This window comes from Candidatus Epulonipiscium viviparus (assembly GCF_030708075.1).
Classification (GTDB): domain Bacteria; phylum Bacillota; class Clostridia; order Lachnospirales; family Cellulosilyticaceae; genus Epulonipiscioides; species Epulonipiscioides viviparus.
Window position 1 is genome coordinate 3139676 of sequence record NZ_CP117982.1, and the last position, 20853, is coordinate 3160528.

16 protein-coding genes are annotated in these 20853 nt (G+C 40.3%); 5 read left to right on the top strand and 11 right to left on the bottom strand.

Annotated elements, in window-relative coordinates; all coding sequences use genetic code 11:
• Nucleotides 1-2 precede the first annotated feature (2 nt).
• From PCY70_RS13325 to PCY70_RS13335, 3 genes are all read right to left on the bottom strand, one after another.
• Nucleotides 3-305: a hypothetical protein gene (locus PCY70_RS13325; protein ID WP_305767850.1), complete on the bottom strand. Its 303-nt coding sequence runs from the start codon at nucleotides 303-305 to the stop codon at nucleotides 3-5.
• A complete protein-coding gene (locus PCY70_RS13330) occupies nucleotides 302-2392 on the bottom strand; it encodes a midas domain-containing protein (protein ID WP_305767852.1) in 2091 nt (696 codons plus the stop codon). The genes PCY70_RS13325 and PCY70_RS13330 overlap by 4 nt, the downstream gene beginning before the upstream one ends.
• A 139-nt stretch (nucleotides 2393-2531) precedes the next feature.
• A complete protein-coding gene (locus tag PCY70_RS13335; protein WP_305767853.1) occupies nucleotides 2532-5624 on the bottom strand; it encodes a hypothetical protein in 3093 nt (1030 codons plus the stop codon).
• Between the two features lie 166 nt (nucleotides 5625-5790).
• Here PCY70_RS13335 and PCY70_RS13340 point away from each other — a divergent pair, with 166 nt between their 5' ends.
• The 5 genes from PCY70_RS13340 (at nucleotide 5791) to PCY70_RS13360 (ending at nucleotide 10308) form a co-directional block, all read left to right on the top strand.
• Entirely contained in the window at nucleotides 5791-7248 is a 1458-nt protein-coding gene (locus PCY70_RS13340) for a sulfatase family protein (protein ID WP_305767855.1), read from the top strand.
• 19 nt (nucleotides 7249-7267) lie between these two features.
• Nucleotides 7268-8500 carry a hypothetical protein gene (locus tag PCY70_RS13345; protein ID WP_305767857.1) on the top strand — a complete coding sequence of 411 codons (1233 nt, stop codon included), beginning with the start codon at nucleotides 7268-7270 and terminating at the stop codon, nucleotides 8498-8500.
• A 330-nt stretch (nucleotides 8501-8830) separates the two neighbouring features.
• Complete coding sequence (locus PCY70_RS13350; RefSeq protein ID WP_305767859.1) at nucleotides 8831-9838, top strand: GGDEF domain-containing protein; 1008 nt, start codon at nucleotides 8831-8833, stop codon at nucleotides 9836-9838.
• Between the two features lie 9 nt (nucleotides 9839-9847).
• Nucleotides 9848-10015, top strand: a complete 168-nt coding sequence (locus tag PCY70_RS13355) for a hypothetical protein (protein WP_305767861.1) — start codon at nucleotides 9848-9850, stop codon at nucleotides 10013-10015.
• On the top strand, nucleotides 9997-10308 hold the full coding sequence (locus PCY70_RS13360) for a hypothetical protein (protein WP_305767862.1): 312 nt from the start codon (nucleotides 9997-9999) through the stop codon (nucleotides 10306-10308). The genes PCY70_RS13355 and PCY70_RS13360 overlap by 19 nt, the downstream gene beginning before the upstream one ends.
• Nucleotides 10309-10543: 235 nt before the next feature.
• On the opposite strand, the gene PCY70_RS13365 is transcribed toward PCY70_RS13360, so the two are convergent.
• The 8 genes from PCY70_RS13365 to PCY70_RS13400 form a co-directional block, all read right to left on the bottom strand.
• A complete protein-coding gene (locus tag PCY70_RS13365) occupies nucleotides 10544-11890 on the bottom strand; it encodes an alpha-amylase family glycosyl hydrolase (RefSeq protein ID WP_323132703.1) in 1347 nt (448 codons plus the stop codon).
• 163 nt (nucleotides 11891-12053) lie between these two features.
• Nucleotides 12054-12413 (bottom strand): early set domain-containing protein, encoded by a 360-nt coding sequence (locus PCY70_RS13370; protein ID WP_305767864.1) that lies wholly within the window; start codon nucleotides 12411-12413, stop codon nucleotides 12054-12056.
• Between the two features lie 15 nt (nucleotides 12414-12428).
• A complete protein-coding gene (locus PCY70_RS13375) occupies nucleotides 12429-14366 on the bottom strand; it encodes an amylo-alpha-1,6-glucosidase (protein WP_305767867.1) in 1938 nt (645 codons plus the stop codon).
• A 264-nt stretch (nucleotides 14367-14630) separates the two neighbouring features.
• Entirely contained in the window at nucleotides 14631-15713 is a 1083-nt protein-coding gene (locus tag PCY70_RS13380; RefSeq protein WP_416387546.1) for an ABC transporter ATP-binding protein, read from the bottom strand.
• Nucleotides 15714-15776: 63 nt separating this feature from the next.
• Nucleotides 15777-16667, bottom strand: coding sequence for a sugar ABC transporter permease (locus PCY70_RS13385; protein ID WP_010168686.1), 891 nt, complete (start codon nucleotides 16665-16667; stop codon nucleotides 15777-15779).
• A gap of 3 nt (nucleotides 16668-16670) precedes the next feature.
• A complete protein-coding gene (locus PCY70_RS13390) occupies nucleotides 16671-18752 on the bottom strand; it encodes a carbohydrate ABC transporter permease (RefSeq protein WP_305767871.1) in 2082 nt (693 codons plus the stop codon).
• Between the two features lie 33 nt (nucleotides 18753-18785).
• Nucleotides 18786-19106 carry a hypothetical protein gene (locus PCY70_RS13395; protein ID WP_156778422.1) on the bottom strand — a complete coding sequence of 107 codons (321 nt, stop codon included), beginning with the start codon at nucleotides 19104-19106 and terminating at the stop codon, nucleotides 18786-18788.
• Between the two features lie 156 nt (nucleotides 19107-19262).
• Nucleotides 19263-20594, bottom strand: coding sequence for a sugar ABC transporter substrate-binding protein (locus PCY70_RS13400; protein ID WP_305767874.1), 1332 nt, complete (start codon nucleotides 20592-20594; stop codon nucleotides 19263-19265).
• Between the last annotated feature and the right edge of the window lie 259 nt (nucleotides 20595-20853).

A 20853-nucleotide genomic window follows, 5' to 3' on the forward strand; every position in this document is an offset into this window, starting at 1 on the left:
GATCACATTATCCGATGCGTTACCTTCTGATCGCGTGAGCCGATGACGTCACTTTCGATCACATTAGCCGATGAGTCACTTCCGATCACATTATCCGATGCGTCACTTCCGATCACATTAGCCGATGAGTCACTTCCGACCGCGTTAGCCGATGAGTCACTTCCGATCACATTAGCCGATGCGTCACGTCCGACCGCGTTAGCCGATGCGTCACTTCCGATCGCATTAGCCGATGCGTCACTTCCGATCACATTAGCCGATGAGTCACTTCCGACCGCGTTAGCCGATGCATCACTTCCGATCACATTAGCCGATGCGTCACCTTCGATCGCGTTAGCCGATCATCACTTCCGACCGCATTAGCCGATGAGTCACTTCCGATCACATTAGCCGATGAGTCACGTCCGATCACATTAGCCGATGCGTCACTTCCGACCGCGTTAGCCGATGCGTCACTTTCGATCACATTAGCCGATGAGTCACGTCCGACCGCGTTAGCAGGTTCATAAGCTACATTTGCATCAGAAAAGGCTTTGAACAACTCATGTAGGGCTTGACTTGCGAGTTCCATTGCCTGGTCGTCGGTAATACGAGTAGAACTTTTGATCGTATTAGCAGATTCGTCGACATGGATTATATTGGAAGATTCATCGACATTGATCGTGTTATCAGATACGTCATCGTTGATCGTATTAGCAGAATCATCATCTTCGATAGCGTGAGCTGATACGGCATCTTTGATAGCGTGAGCTGATTCGTCATCGTTGATCGCATTAGCCGATGCATCATCTTTGATAGCGTGAGCCGATGCGTCATCGTTGATCGTATTAGCAGAATCATCATCTTCGATAGCGTGAGCCGATGAGTCATCTTTGATCACATTGGCGGATTCGTCATCTTTGATAGCGTTAGCCGATGAGTGGCCTTCGATCGTATTAGCAGAATTGTCGCCTTTGATAGCGTGAGCCGATGAGTGGCCGTTGATCGTATTAGCTGATGAGTCGTTTTCGATAGCGTGAGCCGATACGTCACCTTTGAACGCGTTAGCCGATACGTCATCTTTGATAGCGTGAGCTGATGCATCATCTTTGATAGCGTTAGCCGGTGCGTCATCTTTGATAGCGGGAGCTGATTCGTCATCGTTGATCGCATTAGCCGATACGTCGCCTTCGAACGCGTGAGCCGATGAGTCACCTTCAATCGCGTGAGCCGATGCGTCATCGTTGATCGCATTAGCCGGTGCGTCACGTCCGATCACATTAGCCGATGAGTCGTTTTCGATAGCGTGAGCCGATACGTCATCGTTGATCGTATTAGCAGATACGTCGCCTTCGATTGCGTGAGCCGATGCGTCATCGTTGATCGCATTAGCTGATGAGTCGTTTTCGATAGCGTGAGCAGATGCGTCATTTTCGATAGCGTGAGCCGATACGTCGCCTTCGATTGCGTGAGCCGATGCGTCATCTTCGATCGCATTAGCCGATGCGTCACGTCCGACCGCGTTAGCCGATGAGTCATCTTCGATAGCGTGAGCTGATGCGTCATCTTTGATAGCGTGAGCCGATACGTCATCGTTGATCGCATTAGCAGAATCGTCGCCTTTGATAGCGTGAGCCGATGCGTCATCGTTGATCGCATTAGCGGATTTGGCATCTTTGATAGCGTGAGCCGATACGTCGTTTTTGATCGCGTTATCCGATGAGTCATCTTCGATAGCGTGAGCCGATGCGTCATCGTTGATCGTATTAGCCGATGCGTCATCTTCGATAGCGTTAGCCGATACGTCATCGTTGATCGCATTAGCCGATCCGTCATTTTTGATAGCGTGAGCCGATACGTCATCTTTGATAGCGTGAGCAGAATCGTCACCTTTGATAGCGTGAGCCGATGAGTCATCTTCGATCGTATTAGCAGATGAGTCGTTTTCGATAGCGTGAGCCGATGCGGCATCTTCGATCGTATTAGCAGAATCGTCGCCTTCGATCACATTAGCCGATGAGTCACCTTCGATAGCGTGAGCCGATGAGTCATCTTCGATAGCGTGAGCTGATGCGTCATCTTCGATAGCGTGAGCAGATTCGGCATCGTTGATCGCATTAGCCGATGAGTTGTTTTCGATAGCGTGAGCCGATGCGTCATCGTTGATCGTATTAGCAGAATCATCATCTTCGATAGCGTGAGCCGATGCGTCATCGTTGATCGCATTAGCCGATGCATCATCTTTGATAGCGTGAGCCGATGAGTCACCTTCGAACGCGTTAGCCGATACGTCATCGTTGATCGCATTAGCCGATGAGTCGTTTTCGATAGCGTGAGCCGATGAGTCACCTTCGAACGCGTTAGCCGATCCGTCATCTTTGATCGTATTAGCAGATTTGTCATCGTTGATCACATTGGCGGATTTGGCATCGTTGATCGTATTAGCCGATGCATCATCTTTGATAGCGTGAGCTGATGCGTCATCTTCTATCGTATTAGCAGATTCGTCGACATGGATTATATTGGAAGATCCATCGACATTGATCGTGTTATCAGATAGTCATCGTTGACGTATTATCAGATGCGTCATCTTCGATAGCGTTAGCCGATGCGTCACCTTCAATCGTGTGAGCCGATACGTCGCCTTCGAACGCGTGAGTCGATGAGTCATCTTCGATCGTATTAGCCGATACGTCGCCTTCGACCGCGTTATCCGATGCATCATCTTCGATAGCGTGAGCAGATTCGGCATCGTTGATCGTCCGAGCAGAATCGTCATCTTTGATAGCGTGAGCCGATGCGTCATCGTTGATCGCATTAGCTGATGAGTCGTTTTCGATAGCGTGAGCAGATGCGTCATTTTCGATAGCGTGAGCCGATACGTCGCCGTTAATCGCATTAGCTGATGAGTCGTTTTCGATAGCGTGAGCCGATACATCGCCGTTAATCGCATTAGCCGATGAGTCACTTCCGACCGCGTGAGCCGATGCATCACTTCTGACCGCGTTATCCGATGAGTCACGTCCGATCACATTAGCCGATGCGTCATCGTTGATCGCATTAGCAGAATCGTCGCCTTTGATAGCGTTAGCCGATACGTCGCCTTTGATCGTATTAGCAGAATCGTCGTCGTTGATCGTATTAGCTGATGAGTCGTTTTCGAACGCGTGAGTCGATGAGTGGTCTTCGATCGTATTAGCAGAATCGTCGCCTTCGATAGCGTGAGCCGATGCATCATCTTTGATAGCGTGAGCCGATGAGTCATCTTCGATCGTATTAGCAGATGAGTCGTTTTCGATAGCGTGAGCCGATGCGTCATCTTCGATAGCGTTAGCCGATTCGGCATCATTGATCGTATTAGCAGAATCGTCGCCTTCGATAGCGTGAGCTGATTCGTCATCGTTGATCGTATTAGCCGATGCGTCATCTTTGATAGCGTGAGCCGATGCGTCATCTTCGATAGTGTGAGCTGATTCGTCATCGTTGATCGTATTAGCCGGTGCGTTATCTTTGATTTCTGTTGCCGCAAGCTCGGGAGAGTCAGTTTCTACTAACGTATCTTCATCTAATATGAGGATTTCTGTTTCGCTGAGGCGTCTTAGCCTGCGAGGGATTATTAATGGCAAAATTTGGTTTTTAGAGCTATGATTGTCGTTCGGATAGTCATTGGCTTTGTTGATGTCGATCACGGCCATTGACAGGTGCGTGGCTCTGCCGTATTTGTCTACTAGCACGTTGGGGCGCTCTATCTTATGCCATAATGTTCGTACACCGTTTTCATATACTGTGGATGTCGATGTGTATGCGAAGCCGTCTTCGTAGAACCAGTTGATCCCATCTGCAGATCGCAAGTATATGGCCCTAAAATCGATAAATCCATTTATTATCATATGGTATTGCAACTCGTCTTTCCACATTACGGGATCTTCGTATACAGACTTGCGATACCGTTCGGGCACTGTTGTGTTCTCTTGGATTGTGCCTGTTAGCACTTCGTAGGGCCCCAAAATTCCTGAAGTGCTTTTGATCATATTGCCAGCTTTGCTAACAAAGAGCAAGGACCCGTCTTCTAGCTCAACTCCCGATAGATTTCTTTCGTATCGATATGCGCGCTGCGAGTCGTTGTGGTTTACTTTCATTTCGCCTTCGTATTTCCAAGGACCACTAATGGATTTGGAGCTTAGAAGGATTGGCGTAAAGTTTACTAGTGTGTATAGCAAATAACTGCCATCGTTTCGCAAAATTATATTTGTGTTATGTCCCGACGAATTTAAATTTTCGACGCCAGCGGTGTAGGTATATGCTTTTTCTCGAGAGACTTTGTATGGCCCCAGGGGATCGGTTGAAGTTGCATATGCAGTAGTAGAAGACGGCCAGTCCCAATGACCTCGGCGAGTATTTTCTGGCCATCGAACAATATTGATATGATATTTGCCGGCCTCTTCGACAATTCTGCCGCCCCAGTATGAGTATTCGTTATCTTCTATGCCGTTATTTTTATCGCGAGGTAATACATATGAGGCGCCCCAAATTCCAGCATTTACCATAGTTTTTGTTACTGGGAGGGGCTGAATTAGATCGCTAAAAGATGCGCCTGGAATGGCCGAAACTATTGCAGTAGCGGGAGCCGAGAGAGGGCTTTCGTTGCCGCAAAAATCTATGGCGCTGACAGAATAGGTGTTTGTAGATCCTTTGATAGGAAGCATGTCCACAAATTTCTGATAGTTACTATGATGGTAGTGTAGTAATGAGAGCTCCTTTGTGATTGAGTCCGCGCGATATATATTGTAAAACTCTGTATCGTTATTGGCATCGTCCCAGCTTAAGGTAACTTCCCATTTTGAGCCAGTGGCGACGAGGTTGGTAGGGGCAATAGAGATGCCATCATCTGGCTTGATTCCGATGACGGGATATGCTGGAGATGCCGCGTCGTCATGGCTAAGTCGAACCGAGTAGTAGTACGTTTTGCCGCAAACAGCTGTTGTATCGATAAACGCCCCCACCTGCTCCGTGGCAATCTTTACATATCCCGTACGTTTCTGATTACTTCTATATATATCACACGGTGCGGCCTGATTGAAAGACAGTGCAATGCCATCTGCCGTATCTGTAGCGGCAACATCCCAAGTGGCAGTCGTTTCCGAAATTGCAACATCGACCCACTCCACATAAACATTGATATCGAAGTTTGAGTACAAAGTCAATTTTACCTTTGGATTTTTGAGAGTTATATCAGCCGCGTATTCTCCCTCGTATTCTGCAGCGGGAGTGGGAGCACGGGAAATTTCAATTTTATCAGCCAGAACAACTTCGATATTGTTGCATACCAAAGATAACGATACATAGGCATCGCACTCATATTCAGCTTGCGCTGCAAATCTCCATTTGATAGTCGCAGTTTTGGAAATTGTATCGGCTATAGTTGCCTTGGTGGTGTATGTGGCAATAGCATTTCCGCCACTCGATAGCCTATCAAATGAGAGCCCCATAGCAAGGTTTCCCGATACAATATTTCCGAGCCAAAAATCAGATTGTCTTAATAACCTCCAACTTGGCCTTCCTTTTTCGTTAAAATCTCCGTCAAATAAACTTTTATGAGGCATATTAAAGCCCACTAATATAACATCGGTTGGTGCGATTCTCATAGTTGCAGCTCCTTAGACTAAGTAATTTCAAAAATTCTAAATCAAAATCGTAGAATATGTCAAGCCCCGGTCACTAGCTTGACAAGTGGTAGCATTAAGATTATAATACATGTGTATAATGGAAAAATTTGTAATAATTTTAATATAAATTATAGAGGAGTATAATATGAAACCTAATGTAATTATAATTTATGCAGATGATTTAGGGTACGGAGATTTATCATGCTATGGGGCAGAGGATATAAAGACCCCGAATATCGATGCGTTGGCAGAAGAGGGGGTTCGGTTTCAGCAAGCATACTCGACTTCTTCGGTGTGTACACCAGCCAGATACGGACTTCTAACAGGGCAATACCCATTTTCAAATAATCAGATTAGAATTTTGCCAGGAAATGCGCAGCATTGCTTAATATCTAAAGAACAAATTACGCTTCCGAAAATGTTTAAGGCAGCAGAGTATAATACTGCGGTTATAGGCAAATGGCACTTGGGGCTTGGCGATGGAGCAGTCGATTGGAACGGATATATCGAGCACACTCCAAATGATATCGGATTTGATTATTCGTTTATATTTCCGGGCACAAATGACAGAGTACCAACAGTGTTTGTAAAAAATCATCACGTGGACAACTTAGATGCGGACGATCCGATGACGGTTTTTTATGGAGCAGAAGACAAATGTTCGTTTATTGATCAGATAGACACATATAAAAAAGATCCCGACAAGTTGAGAATTACATCTACTCACGGGCACTCAAATATGATAGTAAATGGCGTAGGACGCATTGGGTATATGAAAGGCGGAAAGGCAGCGATCTGGAAAGACGAAGAGTTGACTGATACTTTTTTAACACAGGCAAAAGAGTTTATGGACTCTAGTGATCAGGCACCGTTTTTCTTATACTTTGCCGCGCATCAGCCACACGTTCCAAGATTGGCAAATCCAAAATTTGTGGGAGCCACAGAGATGGGGCCTCGAGGCGATGTGATAGCAGAATTTGATTACACTGTTGGAGAAATCGTGGCTTATCTAAAGGAGAAAAATTTATTAGAGGATACGATAATAATAATTTCTAGCGATAACGGACCAGTATTTGACGATGGCTATAACGACCACGCATTTGAGCTTGCAGGAAAGCATAAGCCAGCTGGACCATTTAGAGCCGGAAAGTATAGTAAATACGAAGGCGGAGTGCGTATTCCTTTTATATTGTCTTGGAAGGGACATACAGCGAAGACGATTTCTCCTGCCATAGTGAGCCAAGTCGACCTACTGGCCTCATTTGCCAATCTGATAAATGTGGATGTTGCAGATGTAGACAGTCTCAACATGCTAAATGCATTTATGGGCAAAGATAGCATTGGTAGAAGCGAAGTGATGTTCGAAAATAATGATAAAGTGGTAATGTTACGTCAAAATCAATGGGTATTTTTGCCTAGGAGTGCTCAGGTGTATGAAGATATTCCGAATCAACGCGACTTTGGCAATGGCCCTGAGGATCAACTATTCAATTTGGACTTTGATATAAAGCAACAAGACAATGTCGCAAAGGCATATCCTACAATTGTAAATTCTATGCGCCAAACATTAGCCGAGTATGGATTTTTGAAAGCAACACTATAACAAAGATGGAGAGCGTATTATGGATGTAAAAATATTGAGAGAATTAGCTTATGAGTATAAAAAAATAGCTGAATTGTCGAGAAATTCTGAATTGGTGAGATTACACAAGGCAGTAAACGACTTAAAAATGATTCGTCCCATCGTCATGATTTCGGAGCTACCCTGGCATGAGTTAAACGTGGATGGTTCATTGACGCTGCTATGCAAAGACCCATTTTTTAGGAATATCGAAAAAAAGTTGCGACAGACGTTGTTTCAGTTTAAACATTTTCCAGCAGATATGATAGTGAAGCCATATATTAAGGTGCAAAAAGTAATTAAGCATTCGAGCATTGGAGTAGTCATTGATGAAAAAACACTACACGTTGATGCTGATAACCGAATTGTTTCGCACGAATATTCAGATCAATTTGCAACAGATGATTCAATCGACTTGCTAAAGGACGTTATAGTAACGTATAACGAAAAAGAAACTATGGCAAGACTAAACAAGCTGGGCAATGCTATTGGCGACATTATTCCGATTCACTTGGGCGGCGTCGAGTATGTTAGCAATTCAAACTGGGATATTATTGCGCAACTTCGAGGAGTAACCCCGCTTTTGATGGACATGATAGATAGACCAGAATTTATGCTAGACCTAATAGAGCGATTTACTCAAATTAAAGAGGGCGTAATAGACCAATACGAGAAACTGGGATTGCTAGACTATGATCCAATTTCGATCCACCACACATCGCCATATACCGACGATTTGCCAGCAAAAGACTACGTTCCAGGAGAGCCTCTAAAACGCAAAGACGTCTGGGGCAGAGGTGCGGCGCAAATATTTGGCTCTGTGGGCAAAGATATGCACGACGAATATGATATCGAATTTATGAAAAGAACCGTTGGAAAATGTGGATTAGTATACTATGGATGCTGCGAACCGCTGGATAAAAAAGTTGACATCGTAGAGAAGATTCCGAACTTGCGAAAGATTTCGATAACGCCATGGGCAGACGTGGAAAATGCGGCAGAAGTGATCGGCAAAAAATACGTAATAGCATCTAAGCCGAACCCTGCAAATGTGGCAACTGCGGTGCTAGATAAAGACCTAATCAAAGCAGAGCTTGGCAAAATTTTGGATGCTTGCAACAAGAATTCTTGTAATGTTGAGATAACGCTCAAGGATATTAGTACTTGTAATTATAGTTTACAAACTTTACGCGATTGGGAACAAATTGTTATGGATATGGTGAAGAATTATTAATTTTTTGTTCTTGTCTTATTCTATTGACAAATTTTATTTAAGTATTTAAACTGTAACTAACGGCAATAGGAAAAACTTGGAAAAGGAGAATGAGGTATGTATGCACATCCGATTGCCAGAGTTGCAACTACCACAATATTTTAAATGTTACAAAACTTCAAAAAACTAAAGTCATCGCGATTGGATTATCAAGTGTCGATTCTGATGTTAGTAATTATCAGTATTTCGTGTTCCTTGGTTGCAATATTTGTTTATAATACGAGCTATGATAACATGCTAGCATCGTTAGAGAATAGAGGAGATGCGGTTTTACAATACGTGGAGGCAAATATGAATCCTACGATATTTACAGAGATAACAGAGCAGAGCGATATGAGCGGTCAGCTCTATATGGATACACATGTTTTTTTGAAGAATGCTCGAGAAGCTACCGGGGCGAAATATCTTTATACAGCAACATACAACGAAAACAAAGAATTAATCTATCACGTTGATGGGCTTCCGCAATCTAGTCCCGATTTTAGAGTACCTGGAGATTTGATAGAAGAAGAGTTTAAGCCAGATTTAATGACTGCGATGGCTGGCGATGCAGTATTATCTGGAGAGATTTTGCTTACCGAATGGGGTGAAGTTTTTGTAGCATACTACCCAATACGCTATGCCATGGACGGAAGCGTAATAGGCGCTTTGGGATTAGAATTTTCTGCAGGAGACCAATACGCCCTGTATATTAAGCTCAGAAATTTTACAGTCATATTTATTGGTGTGGTGTGCTTTATTGCATCTGTGATATCACGGATAATGTTTCAACGAATATCAAATCCACATTTTCAGGATATCTATAATACGGATTCGTTAACGGGGCTCAAAAATCGTATTGCGTATGATTTGGATGTTAACAACCTAATACAGCGAAATGCTTTGCAAAACTATATGGTAATGCTGGCAGATTTAAACGGACTTAAGATGATAAATGATAAGTATGGGCATAAGCTTGGAGATTTTTATATTAGTGCAGCGGCAAAAGCACTAGCTCTAGATTCAAAAAAAGACCATGTGATATATAGAATTGGCGGAGATGAATTTGTCGTATTATTTAATCATCACAATAAAACGCGAGCGCATAAGTATATACATAATATGAGATTGCACTTAACAGAATTGTGCGCAGATGACATTTCTGGCGCTAATATAGCGGTTGGAATATCATTATGCGAGGGGTCTAGTGTTGAACATTGGGAAAAGGCGCAAGAGCAGGCCGACTTTGCTATGTATGCAGATAAAAAAGAATTTTACCGCAAGAACAGAGAATTGGATGCTCGAAGGATGAAATCTTAATAAGAGGACTTGACGAAAAGAACAGTTATGTTAATATCAACTAACGCAATAGCTAATGGTAAGAACAGACCTGTATTTAATATGTGGGTAGGCAATTTTTTTGAACCGTATTATTCTGATTTATGGCGCTTTGACAGCGTTGTTGCAGATTTAAAAAAATGGGATTTAATACCATAAGTTTAGATAGCAAACTGTCTGACGATTTCGTAAACTTTTATGCAGGTGGTGAGTCCAGCCAATATATTAAAGGGCAACGTTACCTGGCCGATGTATGTGCCAGAGAGGGGATGGGGCTAACCTACCTTGCTTTATTTAATGGGGGAGATAATTTGTATCCAGATATTCGAGATTATCCTCCTACATTTATAGATCAGCCGCGTCAAAAAAATGGCAATCTAATTCGTGGCTACCGACATTGGTCTACCGCGCAGCAAGATGCGAAAGCGAGTTTACTACATTTGACGAAATAGATTTACCAGACGTGTGGATCAAAATTGGTTCAGAGACGTTTCCGCTTAGTGAGCCTAAAATGAAACGTTATACTGATAATCCAAAAAGGCCCCCTCATATTCAAGGGGGGGAAGGGAGGTACTTTATCATATGTTATTTAGGTCATCTTCAGAAGTACAGATTTCTGGAAAAATTCATTTCCTGATACTATCATATGACGATCTTCTTAAAAGGTTACACTTTTTCTGAAAGTTTTTAAATATTTTTTTGAGTAGTGTAGACAGGAATGCTCTCATCTTTGGACATATTGATTGTTATCAGTAAATCCTTTATTTGGTAAAATACTGTGTTATCAACTACTTTTATACTAGTGTATTCCGCAACGTCTGTCGCAGTGTCAAAGAAATAATCATGATGCTCTTTTCTGAATGCAATTAACCCTTTTACAAAATCTATCAATTCGTAATTCAGCTCATCATACTTAATGCGGTTGATCTCCTCACTGCTCTTATACGAATTTTCGATGCCCAGCTTGGTTCGCGCCCCTTCGCAACCGCCATGTAAAAACGGCACTCCCTGACCTAGCAATATAAAGGTATATGCCAGTTGCATTTGGCGTAGAATGTCTGAAGTGTGTTCCTCAAAAACATAATAGAGCTCATCGAATAGCGTATAATTATCATGGCATGATACGTACGCTATACTTTGTAGTGGAGACGAATAATTGGAAGCCGTAAGCAATTCTCGTACAACATCTTCTAGATTGCTAGTAACATGACCGATAATTAGCTGTTTACATTTATTTCTAAATTCGTCGTTAAAAAATCCGATAGTAGGTATTTGTGCAAAGTTTGGCTGAATGGCGCATTGCTCATCTGGAATTACTGTATGCATATTCCATCCTTCGCCATATAAATATATATTGGGATTAATTTTGGTTAGAGTATCTTTTATCAGTTGCATGGTTTGTATATCGTGAATGCCCATCAGATCAAATCTATAGCCAGCAAAGCCAAATGTTTCTGTCAAATAAGCTAGCGAATCAACAATAAATTTGCGCACCATAAACCTTTCTGATGCGACCTCGTTACCGCATCCCGATGCATTTCCAGGGCTCCCATTATTATATCTAAAGTAATAGTATGGCACCAACTTTTCGTAGGAAAATTCTTGTAGAGCATGAACATGGTTATAGACTACATCCATTATTACTCCAATCCCATCATCATGGCAAGTGTTAACCAGCGTGATTAGTTCGTTAATGCGTTCGTATGGATCATTTTGATTGCAACTATACTTGCCTTCCATAACATTGTATTGAACAGGATCATAGCCCCAATTGTATTCTCTAGATTTGTCGCGCTCATCGATGGACCCGAAATCGAATATAGGCAATAATTGTATGTGAGTTATACCGAGACTTTTAATGTAATCGTAGCCAGCTATTTTTTGAAAGTTAGTTGCGATCCCCGATTCTATAAACCCTTTGAACTTTCCGGGATGCTCAAAATTGCATTTTGGGTCGGTGGTAAAGTCCCGAATATGCGTTTCGTATATAATAGAATCTCGCTCAGGTACTGTTAAAAACGATTTTCTTGGAATGACTTTTTTAGGATTTACTACATAATTGTAAAGGGAATTTTACATCCATAATACGCTCTCCATCTTTGTTATAGTGTTGCTTTCAAAAATCCATACTCGGCTAATGTTTGGCGCATAGAATTTACAATTGTAGGATATGCCTTTGCGACATTGTCTTGTTGCTTTATATATGTGGTATCATCGGTAATGTGGTATCATCGGTAAAGCAAACGTTAACACTAAATGCGGTAGGTGCCCAAGCAAAAAATTCACTATATTCTCCGTAATAAAAACTGCCCAATTGCCCATCATACTTATTGTCCTGCTCAAACTTTGCGGTATGAACAATAAAACGATATTCTACAGGATAGGTAGCATCATCGATTTGGATGTAATATTTTTTGCGAAGGCTTATTTCTATCGGCAATGTGCAGCCGTTGTGAAAAAATACTAAGCCGTGTTCTTGTGCTCCATCCAAAAATATTGCCTTGCCATTAAAATCGTCGCTAGTAATCACATTATAATCATCAAAATAAAAGTTCATTGATTTACTCCTCTATTATATATTTAATTCTAAAACTATTTTTAAAATTTCGCATACACTCCAACCTTGGGCAAAGCAGCCTCTAGAAATGGCAGGAAACATTCCGTCGTATATTTCGGCGATTTGTCCGACGCAACCTTCTCGTAGGCAATCGGCAAAGTGATCTATTTGCTTTGTTACTAATTTAACAGCGGCATCGCTATAGTGATTAACTTTTAGGTAAGCTCTGAAATATGAGCCTAGTGGAAATGGCCATACGGTTCCTTGGTGATATGACAAATCGCGTTTTTTTAGATTGCCGCTGTATTCTGCAACAAATTCAGCATCTTCAACCGCGAGAGTGCGGAGTCCATATGGAGTATAAAGTTTTTCGTATACGCAGGTTACAACTTCTTCGGCGATATGATCAGGCAGTGGCGAAAAAGGTACAGAGACCGCCCAAATTTGATTACACCTTATCTGATTGTCGTAATCGTTTCCCGAAACTACATCTTTCAAACATTTTTTACTTGCATTATAAAATTTATTGACAAAATTGATTTTAGTAGTCTCTATGAGGGCAGTATATTCAGCGACGGGTTCTCCAATTAAATTTCCAAATTTTTCTAATATGCATAAGCCGCTGTACCAGTAGGCATTGATTTCCACGGGTTTTCCATGTCGAGGCGTTGGCAATATATTCTCATATCTAACGTCCATCCAGGTAAGTTGCATGAGCCCGCTACCTGCTGTAATCAGTCCATCGGTATCCATTTTGATATCGAAGTCAGTGCCATTTTTGTAGCTATCGATTATTTCGACTATTGCAGGATACATTCTTTTGACAAATTCTATGTCGTCACTTTTTTTATAGTGTAAGTATACAGCCTGAATAAATAACAACGAAGCATCTACGGTGTTGTATAAAGGTGGGTTATCTCCTTCTGGAAACAGATTTGGCATTATGCCATTGTGTAGATATTTTACGAAGGTTTGCAATATATTTTCGCTTTGTTCAAATCGATTTGTTGCGATGCAAGCACCTTCTATAGTATACATCGTGTCTCGGCCCCAATCCAAAAAAAACGGATAGCCAGCTATTAGTGTCAACCCATCAACCGACTCGCGTTGTACTACATATGCATCGCTGGCACGCACCAATGTTTTGGCAAGACCGCTTGTCGCATTGCTTATCCTAAATAATTTTTCGAGGCGATAATATTCATCTTTTATGAGACTGGTTACATTGGTGTTAGTATTTTGGGTCGAAAATATTAAATCAACCTCGGTAGAATCGCTTATGTCGTAGCAATACGTAAGCTTCTTTGCCGCGCAACCATATGCAAAACGGCCATCCCGCGCATCATAATTAAAGTATAAATCGCGTACAAATTCCAAATCATTTTCAAGCACGTCAGTGGCAGTAGTTGTGATAAAGAGCGCCATACCATTAGACTCTACTTTACTATCCGAAATGGAAAATTCTTGAAAAGTTTGTAACAGTGAACCGCGTTCTACAAACTGATAATACGGTGTTACATGTAAAGTTACCGTCTTTTTGGCAGGATTGTAGATAGAATATTTAATGCCCACTGTATTTTCTCCATGAGCTAATACGATTTCTTTTGTAATTTCGATGCCTTCAACGAGATAGGTGAAGGCAATAATATATTCTTGTGTCACATTTATTAAATACTTTTCTCCGTCTACATTTTTGCTATAATCCACAAACTTTTGTGAACTTAAATTAAAGTATTTGCCATCAATAATAATTTCTTCGTCCAGCCTACTAACCATATTAATGCGTATGTCTGGAGCTTTTATGGCGGCCATAAGAAGTGCGTGATCATTTCTAGTTAAAGAATTTGCCAATGTTAGTGAAGAATATCCACCCAATCCATTGGTCAGTAAAAACACATTTTCTTCTGCTCGCAACTTGTCTTTGAGGTCATTGCAACCATAACTAAATTTCATTTGCAGATCTCCTTTTATATTGTGATACGTGTAAGAGTAGCAGTGATTTGAGATATTTTCAAGGCTGTAAAGATATTATGTAGATGAATGATCCTCTCGCGGAAGATCATTCATAGTCTTATTTTGTAGTCCAATTGTAAAAACATTCTAAATAGCACATTTAAGCGCTTTCTCTGTTTGTCGAAAGAATCTCCCATGACAAAGATTCTTTCTAATGTTATTATTACCTAAAATATTTAAAATTAAACATGAAATACAAAAAAATTAATTAATTCTTTCTTGAGTTTGACCGTCAAAAAAATGTAGCGCATCTTTGTCAAACGCAAAGCGATGCATTTCGCCACTCTTATAGTGCAGATGCCCTGGGGTGGTAATTACAAAACTTTGCCCATTTTCAAATTTAGCATGGATAGTTTTTTCTTTGCCCAAAAGCTCAACAACGTCTAATGTGCATTCAAAAGCATTTTCAGATAAATTATCTGTTAGGAAGCGCTCAGAACGAATACCAACAAAAACTGGCTTGCCTTCATATGCTTTGAGAATTTCATCTGCATTTGGAGTGATCGTAATTTTTCCATCTTGCGAAACAAATTCCCCATCCTTTAGCGATCCTTCTATAAGATTCATTGTTGGGGATCCTATAAATTTAGCAACGAATACATTTTCTGGCCTGTTATAAAAGTCTTCTGGGCTGCCCACTTGCTGTATTTTTCCATCGTTCATTAAGACTATTTTGGTTGCCATTGTCATGGCTTCTACTTGGTCGTGAGTTACGTATATAGAAGTCGTCTCTAGTGATTTGTGCAGCTTCACAAGCTCAACTCTCATATGTTCTCTTAACTTTGCATCTAAGTTTGATAGCGGTTCGTCCATTAGGAAAACTTTTGGCTTTCGCACCATGGCTCGGCCTAGCGCCACTCTTTGTCTTTGGCCTCCAGATATATCAGATGGCTTCGAATATAAATAATTTTCGATTTGCAGCACCTGGGCGGCTTCCATAACTCGCTCGTGAATTAATTTTTTTGGCTCTTTTCTCATAGCAAGCGAGAATGCCATATTATCGTATACTGTCATATGAGGATATAGTGCGTACGATTGAAATACCATGGCTATATTTCTATCTTTTGACGGTACTTTATTTACTCGCTTATCACCAAAAATTAAATCTCCTTCTGTAACAGAGTTTAACCCGGCAATCATTCGTAACAAGGTTGTTTTGCCGCACCCAGATGGCCCAAGTATAACGCAAAAGTCTTTATCTTCTATTTCTAAATTGATGTTTCTGAGAGTAAAATTTTCACGCCCTTCATACTTTTTTCCAATATTATCTAATATAACCTTCACAATATCTGCCTCCTTTTTTAAATACAATTGAAGAGTAGGCTTATATAGCAAGCCTATTCTTATTTTCTATTTTACTGCCCCACTTGCAAGCCCCGAAATTAATTGCTTTTGAAGTACAGTAAACAGAATAACCGTCGGTACTGCAATTAACAATCCGCCAGCCGCAAAAGCTGGTTCATTCATATTCTCTTGGTCATTTATAAAAGTAAATAGTCCGGCAGCTAGAGTATATGACTCTGGATTTGTTAGAATAACTTTTGGAAGCAGATAGTCCATAAACGGCCCGAGAAACGACCAAAGAGCAATGATGGCAAGCATCGGTCTGGCAATTGGCAAGATGATTAATCTATATACTTTTAAGTTGGAGCAACCATCAATTTTGGCCGCGTCATCCAGCTCCATAGAAATTGAATCCAAATACCCTTTGAGAATAAACGTATTACCTGCAATACCACCTGCAGAATATATTAAGATAAGCATCATCTGACGTGAAAAAAACGGAAGCACGTCAGAAATAATAGAGTACATAGTAAAATATGCTGTAAGCCCCGCAAAGGCAGGAATAGTTTGAATCAACATAATAGTCATCAATGATGCTTTTCTTCCTTTAAAGCGATATCTGGAATATGCAAATCCTGTAAATGATACAAATAATAAAGTTATAAGCGCTGTGGCAACGGATATAAAAATTGTATTGAGCATCCATTTTGGATATAAAGTTTCGGTAAAAATATATTCAAAGTGCTCAATTGAAAATTCAAAACCGCCATTCATAATGATATATTCTTGTTGCATACCATTAAACGCAGATACAACCATCTGGTATATTGGCCACAAAATAGCGATTGTCCAACAGATTAATGCGACATAACTAAACCCAAGCCCCACTTTACCAAGAGTGTTTAACGGCTGGCGATCTCCAAGATAAAGGTTTGACTTTTTCTTTTTTAACGTCATAGTCTACTCCTCCTTGAATGCTTTCGAATTTTTAAATCCAATAAACGTAAATATCATCAAAGCCAGCGAAATAATCATTGTAACTGCAGCACCAACTGCCTGCTGCTGATTATCCATCGTTAGTTTGTAGATATACGAAATGAGGATGTCTGTTGACCCGGCTAGGTTTCCATATACCGATGGATTAAATGGCCCACCTCCATTAAATAAATAGATAATAGAGAAATTGTTAAAATTGAAGGTGTATTGCCCTATCAAAAGCGGTGCGGTCTGGAACAATACTATTGGCAGAGTAATCTTCGCAAGTCGTTGCCATACTGTGGCCCCATCAATTTGTGCCGCTTCGTATAGATCCGACGGAATAGCTTGTAAAACTCCTGTCGATAGCAAAAATACATACGCACTACCCAACCATCCTTGCATTAAAATCAGAACGATTCTGGTTTGCATTGGATTGTTTTTGATATCCAGCGTTAGTCCAGTAAGATTATTTAACATCTGAGTTAAAACTCCTTGACGAGCAAACATTATTCCAAAGAACATAATGCTAATAAAACCTGGGATAGCCCATGGTAAAATAAATATACCTCTGAAAAATCCTTTGCCTTTAATGCGCTCGTTGTTGGTAAGTAATGCAAGTCCAAATCCTAATAGAATTGCAAATGTTGTTGCGACAAAAGTCCAAATCAATGTCCAGCCCAAAATTGCCCAGAACACTGTACCAATCATGCCTTCTGCAGTAGCAAGCTCAAAATAATTTTGCATTCCCACCCACTGAAACTTCGATTGATGCTTGGGATCCATATTTGTAAATGAAAGCAAAATTGTTGTACAAAGAGGAACAATAACTATAAACAAAATGACAATTAAAGCAGGAAGCGAAACTAAATAAGGAAAGCCTTCTTCCAAAATACTACGCTTGGTTTCGAACCAATTTTTAGGGCGAATTCCTTTTACCATATTTTTGGTAACGCTTTTAACGTCGATATAGCTAATAATTAAAACTGCGATTGCTAACAAAATCAAAACTAGTGCAATGATTCCTTCTACCATAAAAATCATAGACTTGTTTAATTTAGATGTGCCGTTTGCTAATGACCAAAGACTCATAATGCCGTCAGCTTGATAGTTTCCGAAACCACATGCATACGGAATCGCTATGCCATAGATAAAAAATGATCCTATCAAAAACATCCACATCTTAGCGATTTGTCCATTTAAATATTGCCCTACTCCTGGTATCAAGCAAGTTGCCAATGCGCGAGATGATAGAGTGCCATCAATTTCGGACGGTACAGTTCTAAGCACGTTAGATTCGTTATCATCGATTACAGCAAGTTTTTGTTTAATAGCTTTGGTAGTTTCATATGTTTTGTTTTCAATCACTTCTGCATAATATTTGGATGGAATCAAAGAATTTCGTAAAATAAGAATATCTTTTTTCTTTCGAGCAATTAGTTGCCGTTTTTCGTTTTCGATCGCTTTGTCCGAAATTAATCCTTGCTTTTTCTTATTTTTGAGGCTCCGTAAATTTTCCTTATACTGCGTTTCAATGGCTGCTTTTTGAGTCTTGTATTCTTGTGTTCCGGCGGCTTCTTTTTCGGCATCCTTGTTGTTGGCAGCGGCTTTGGCCTCTTCTAGTTCCTTTAAATTCAACTCAAGATGATCGATTACTTCTTTCATTTGCTCGAATACTACGACAGCTCTTTTATACCTCATTTCAGCATCATAGCATAAATCTACATATGGCTGGTAAAATTCAACTTCTACAGTAGCCTTAAAGTATCTTGTTTTTAGTGCAACAGCTTGCTTACTTTCAGAATTTATCGAAGCTTTAAATGTTTCGGTACTCGTTTTTAATTTCTCTAAAAATACCTTTTCCTTCTGTTCGTACTCTAGTAATTTTATGATATATTCATGAGAATCTTTGTTCTTTTTTAGCTCACTCAATTGTTTCTTTAAACCAGATCTGGTTTTTCTATCTTTAGTGTGTGCAATCTCATTTTCTAAATTTGCTATGTCATTCAAATATAGATTTTTGCGATTATAAGCATTGCCTATATAGTCATAAAGTTTTTGCTCCAAATGTCCTCCTCCTTTATCATTAACAACAAATCCTTATAGATGCTTTATTTTCACGAAATCTTCATCTCTTGCTCGTAGTTTTGCTTTTTTTGTATCTAAATCATTTTCTATAATTTGCCAAAGTTTTAATAAAATTACCATATTGATGCCATATGCCATTAATTTAATATAGTATAGAATATTGGCGAAATCTTGTTCCATTGCAACAGAAATTAGGCCACCTATTAGCATAACTTCCCATACGACGCAAAATAATTTTCCTACCCGTAGTTTTGCAAAAGTAACGTAAGTATATAACGCCATTAATACCGGAACTGTTAGTCTTTCAAAAAAATGACCATACAGAATCAGCATATACTGATCTCCCCAAAGTTCAAAATATTCTGGATTGCCTGAACGCCATAAAACTTGTATGCACTCACAAAAAATTAAGACGGAACAAGCAATCACAATACTATAAAAAATCGATTGCGGCATCTTAGTGCTCGCAAACATTAATCACAATCCTTTCTAGAATCCTGCCATCATCGATTTAAATGAAGCCTGAACTTGTGCGTATGCTTCTTCTACGTTTTTAGGTTTTGTTGAAGACCAAGAGAGCAACGCGTTTTGCCAAGTAGCCCAAACTTGACCCCACTCGGTAAACAACGGCCTAGCAACAGCTTTGTCATAAGACTCAATTGTAGCGTCAATAATCAGTTTGTTCATAGGGCTAAGATTGGAGAGGTTATATTCATCAACAGAGACATTCTCTAAAATTTTTCCTGTTGATTCAAATAAAAGTTCTGCATGATCTGGGTTTACAATTTCCATAATTAATTCTTGTGCCAGCGCCATTTTATTAGGGTCTTCTTCTATTCTCGCGTTTATAGCAAGTCCCCATCCGCTTTTCCAGTGAGTGAGTGGATCTCCGTTAATTAAAACTTGATCCAAAGGAAGTATCTCTAAATCAGCACCATTATTTGTTTTCTCTGCCATAGCTGGAGCAGCCCAAGGTCCGTCTATACGAATAGAAGTAGGTCCGCCGGTTGTAAATGCAGCATCAACATATCCCCAAGCTGCACTCTTATCCCAAAGGTCTGTTGCCGCGTCGTAGTGATCTTTCCAGTAATCATAAAGCGTTGTAAAAAATTCTTGTTGCTTTGTAGTTAGTTGCGAGAAGTTTTTGGTTAAATCAGAAGTGAATGTTCCGTCTGGACTCATACTCAACAAGTTTAAGTCAACAGCATTTGTAAATGAAACACCAAACCAAGCGTCGTGAACCACGCTTAACATGTCTTGATATTCCAAATCACTAAATTCAATTGGTTTGTAGATATCTATTCCATGTGCCTTAGCGTTCGCTGTGTTTGCGTACACTATTAACGATTCTATATTAAATGGAAACGCCAAATAGTGCCCATCAATTTTAAAAGCTCCGCCGAGTCCGCCATCAAAATTGTCCCATCCGCCAAGTTTGGCAGCCATAGCTGGAGCATCAATTGTAGCAAGTACCTCGTTTTGCGCCATTCCATAAATCCTATCCAATGGTATTGCAAACACATCTGGTATATCTTTATTCGTAATAGATGTGGAATCGATCAAATCAAATACATCAAATGGTCCGATTTCAATGATTTCGATTTCGGATAATGGATTTTCTGCTAATACTCGAGCGACGGCAGCTTCGTAGTGTGGCACCCAAGAAGCCTCGGCCTGAACTGTGATCTTAGCATCGATGCCGTCTGCAGAAATATCGTTTGGTGCAACAATTGTTTCTGCCTCATCATCGCCACCAAAGAAGCATCCAGACATTGTGGTGGTCATCAGCATTGCCATCATTAAACATTTAAATTTTTTCATATTTTTCTCTCCCCTTCCAAATTCATGTCTATAGCATATAGTATTGACCAAAAAATTAAATTAGCATCATGTATTTATTGGCAATTTATATATATAGGCAATTTATATATAAGCAATTTATATATAAGCAATTTATATATAGGCAGCGTATTAACTATAACAGCTCAATTAAATTGTAACGCGCCACCTTTAATAAAAATTTTTTTAGCAACTGTTATAATGTGACTTGTGATGTACCAGCGGATGCAACGGTCGATGA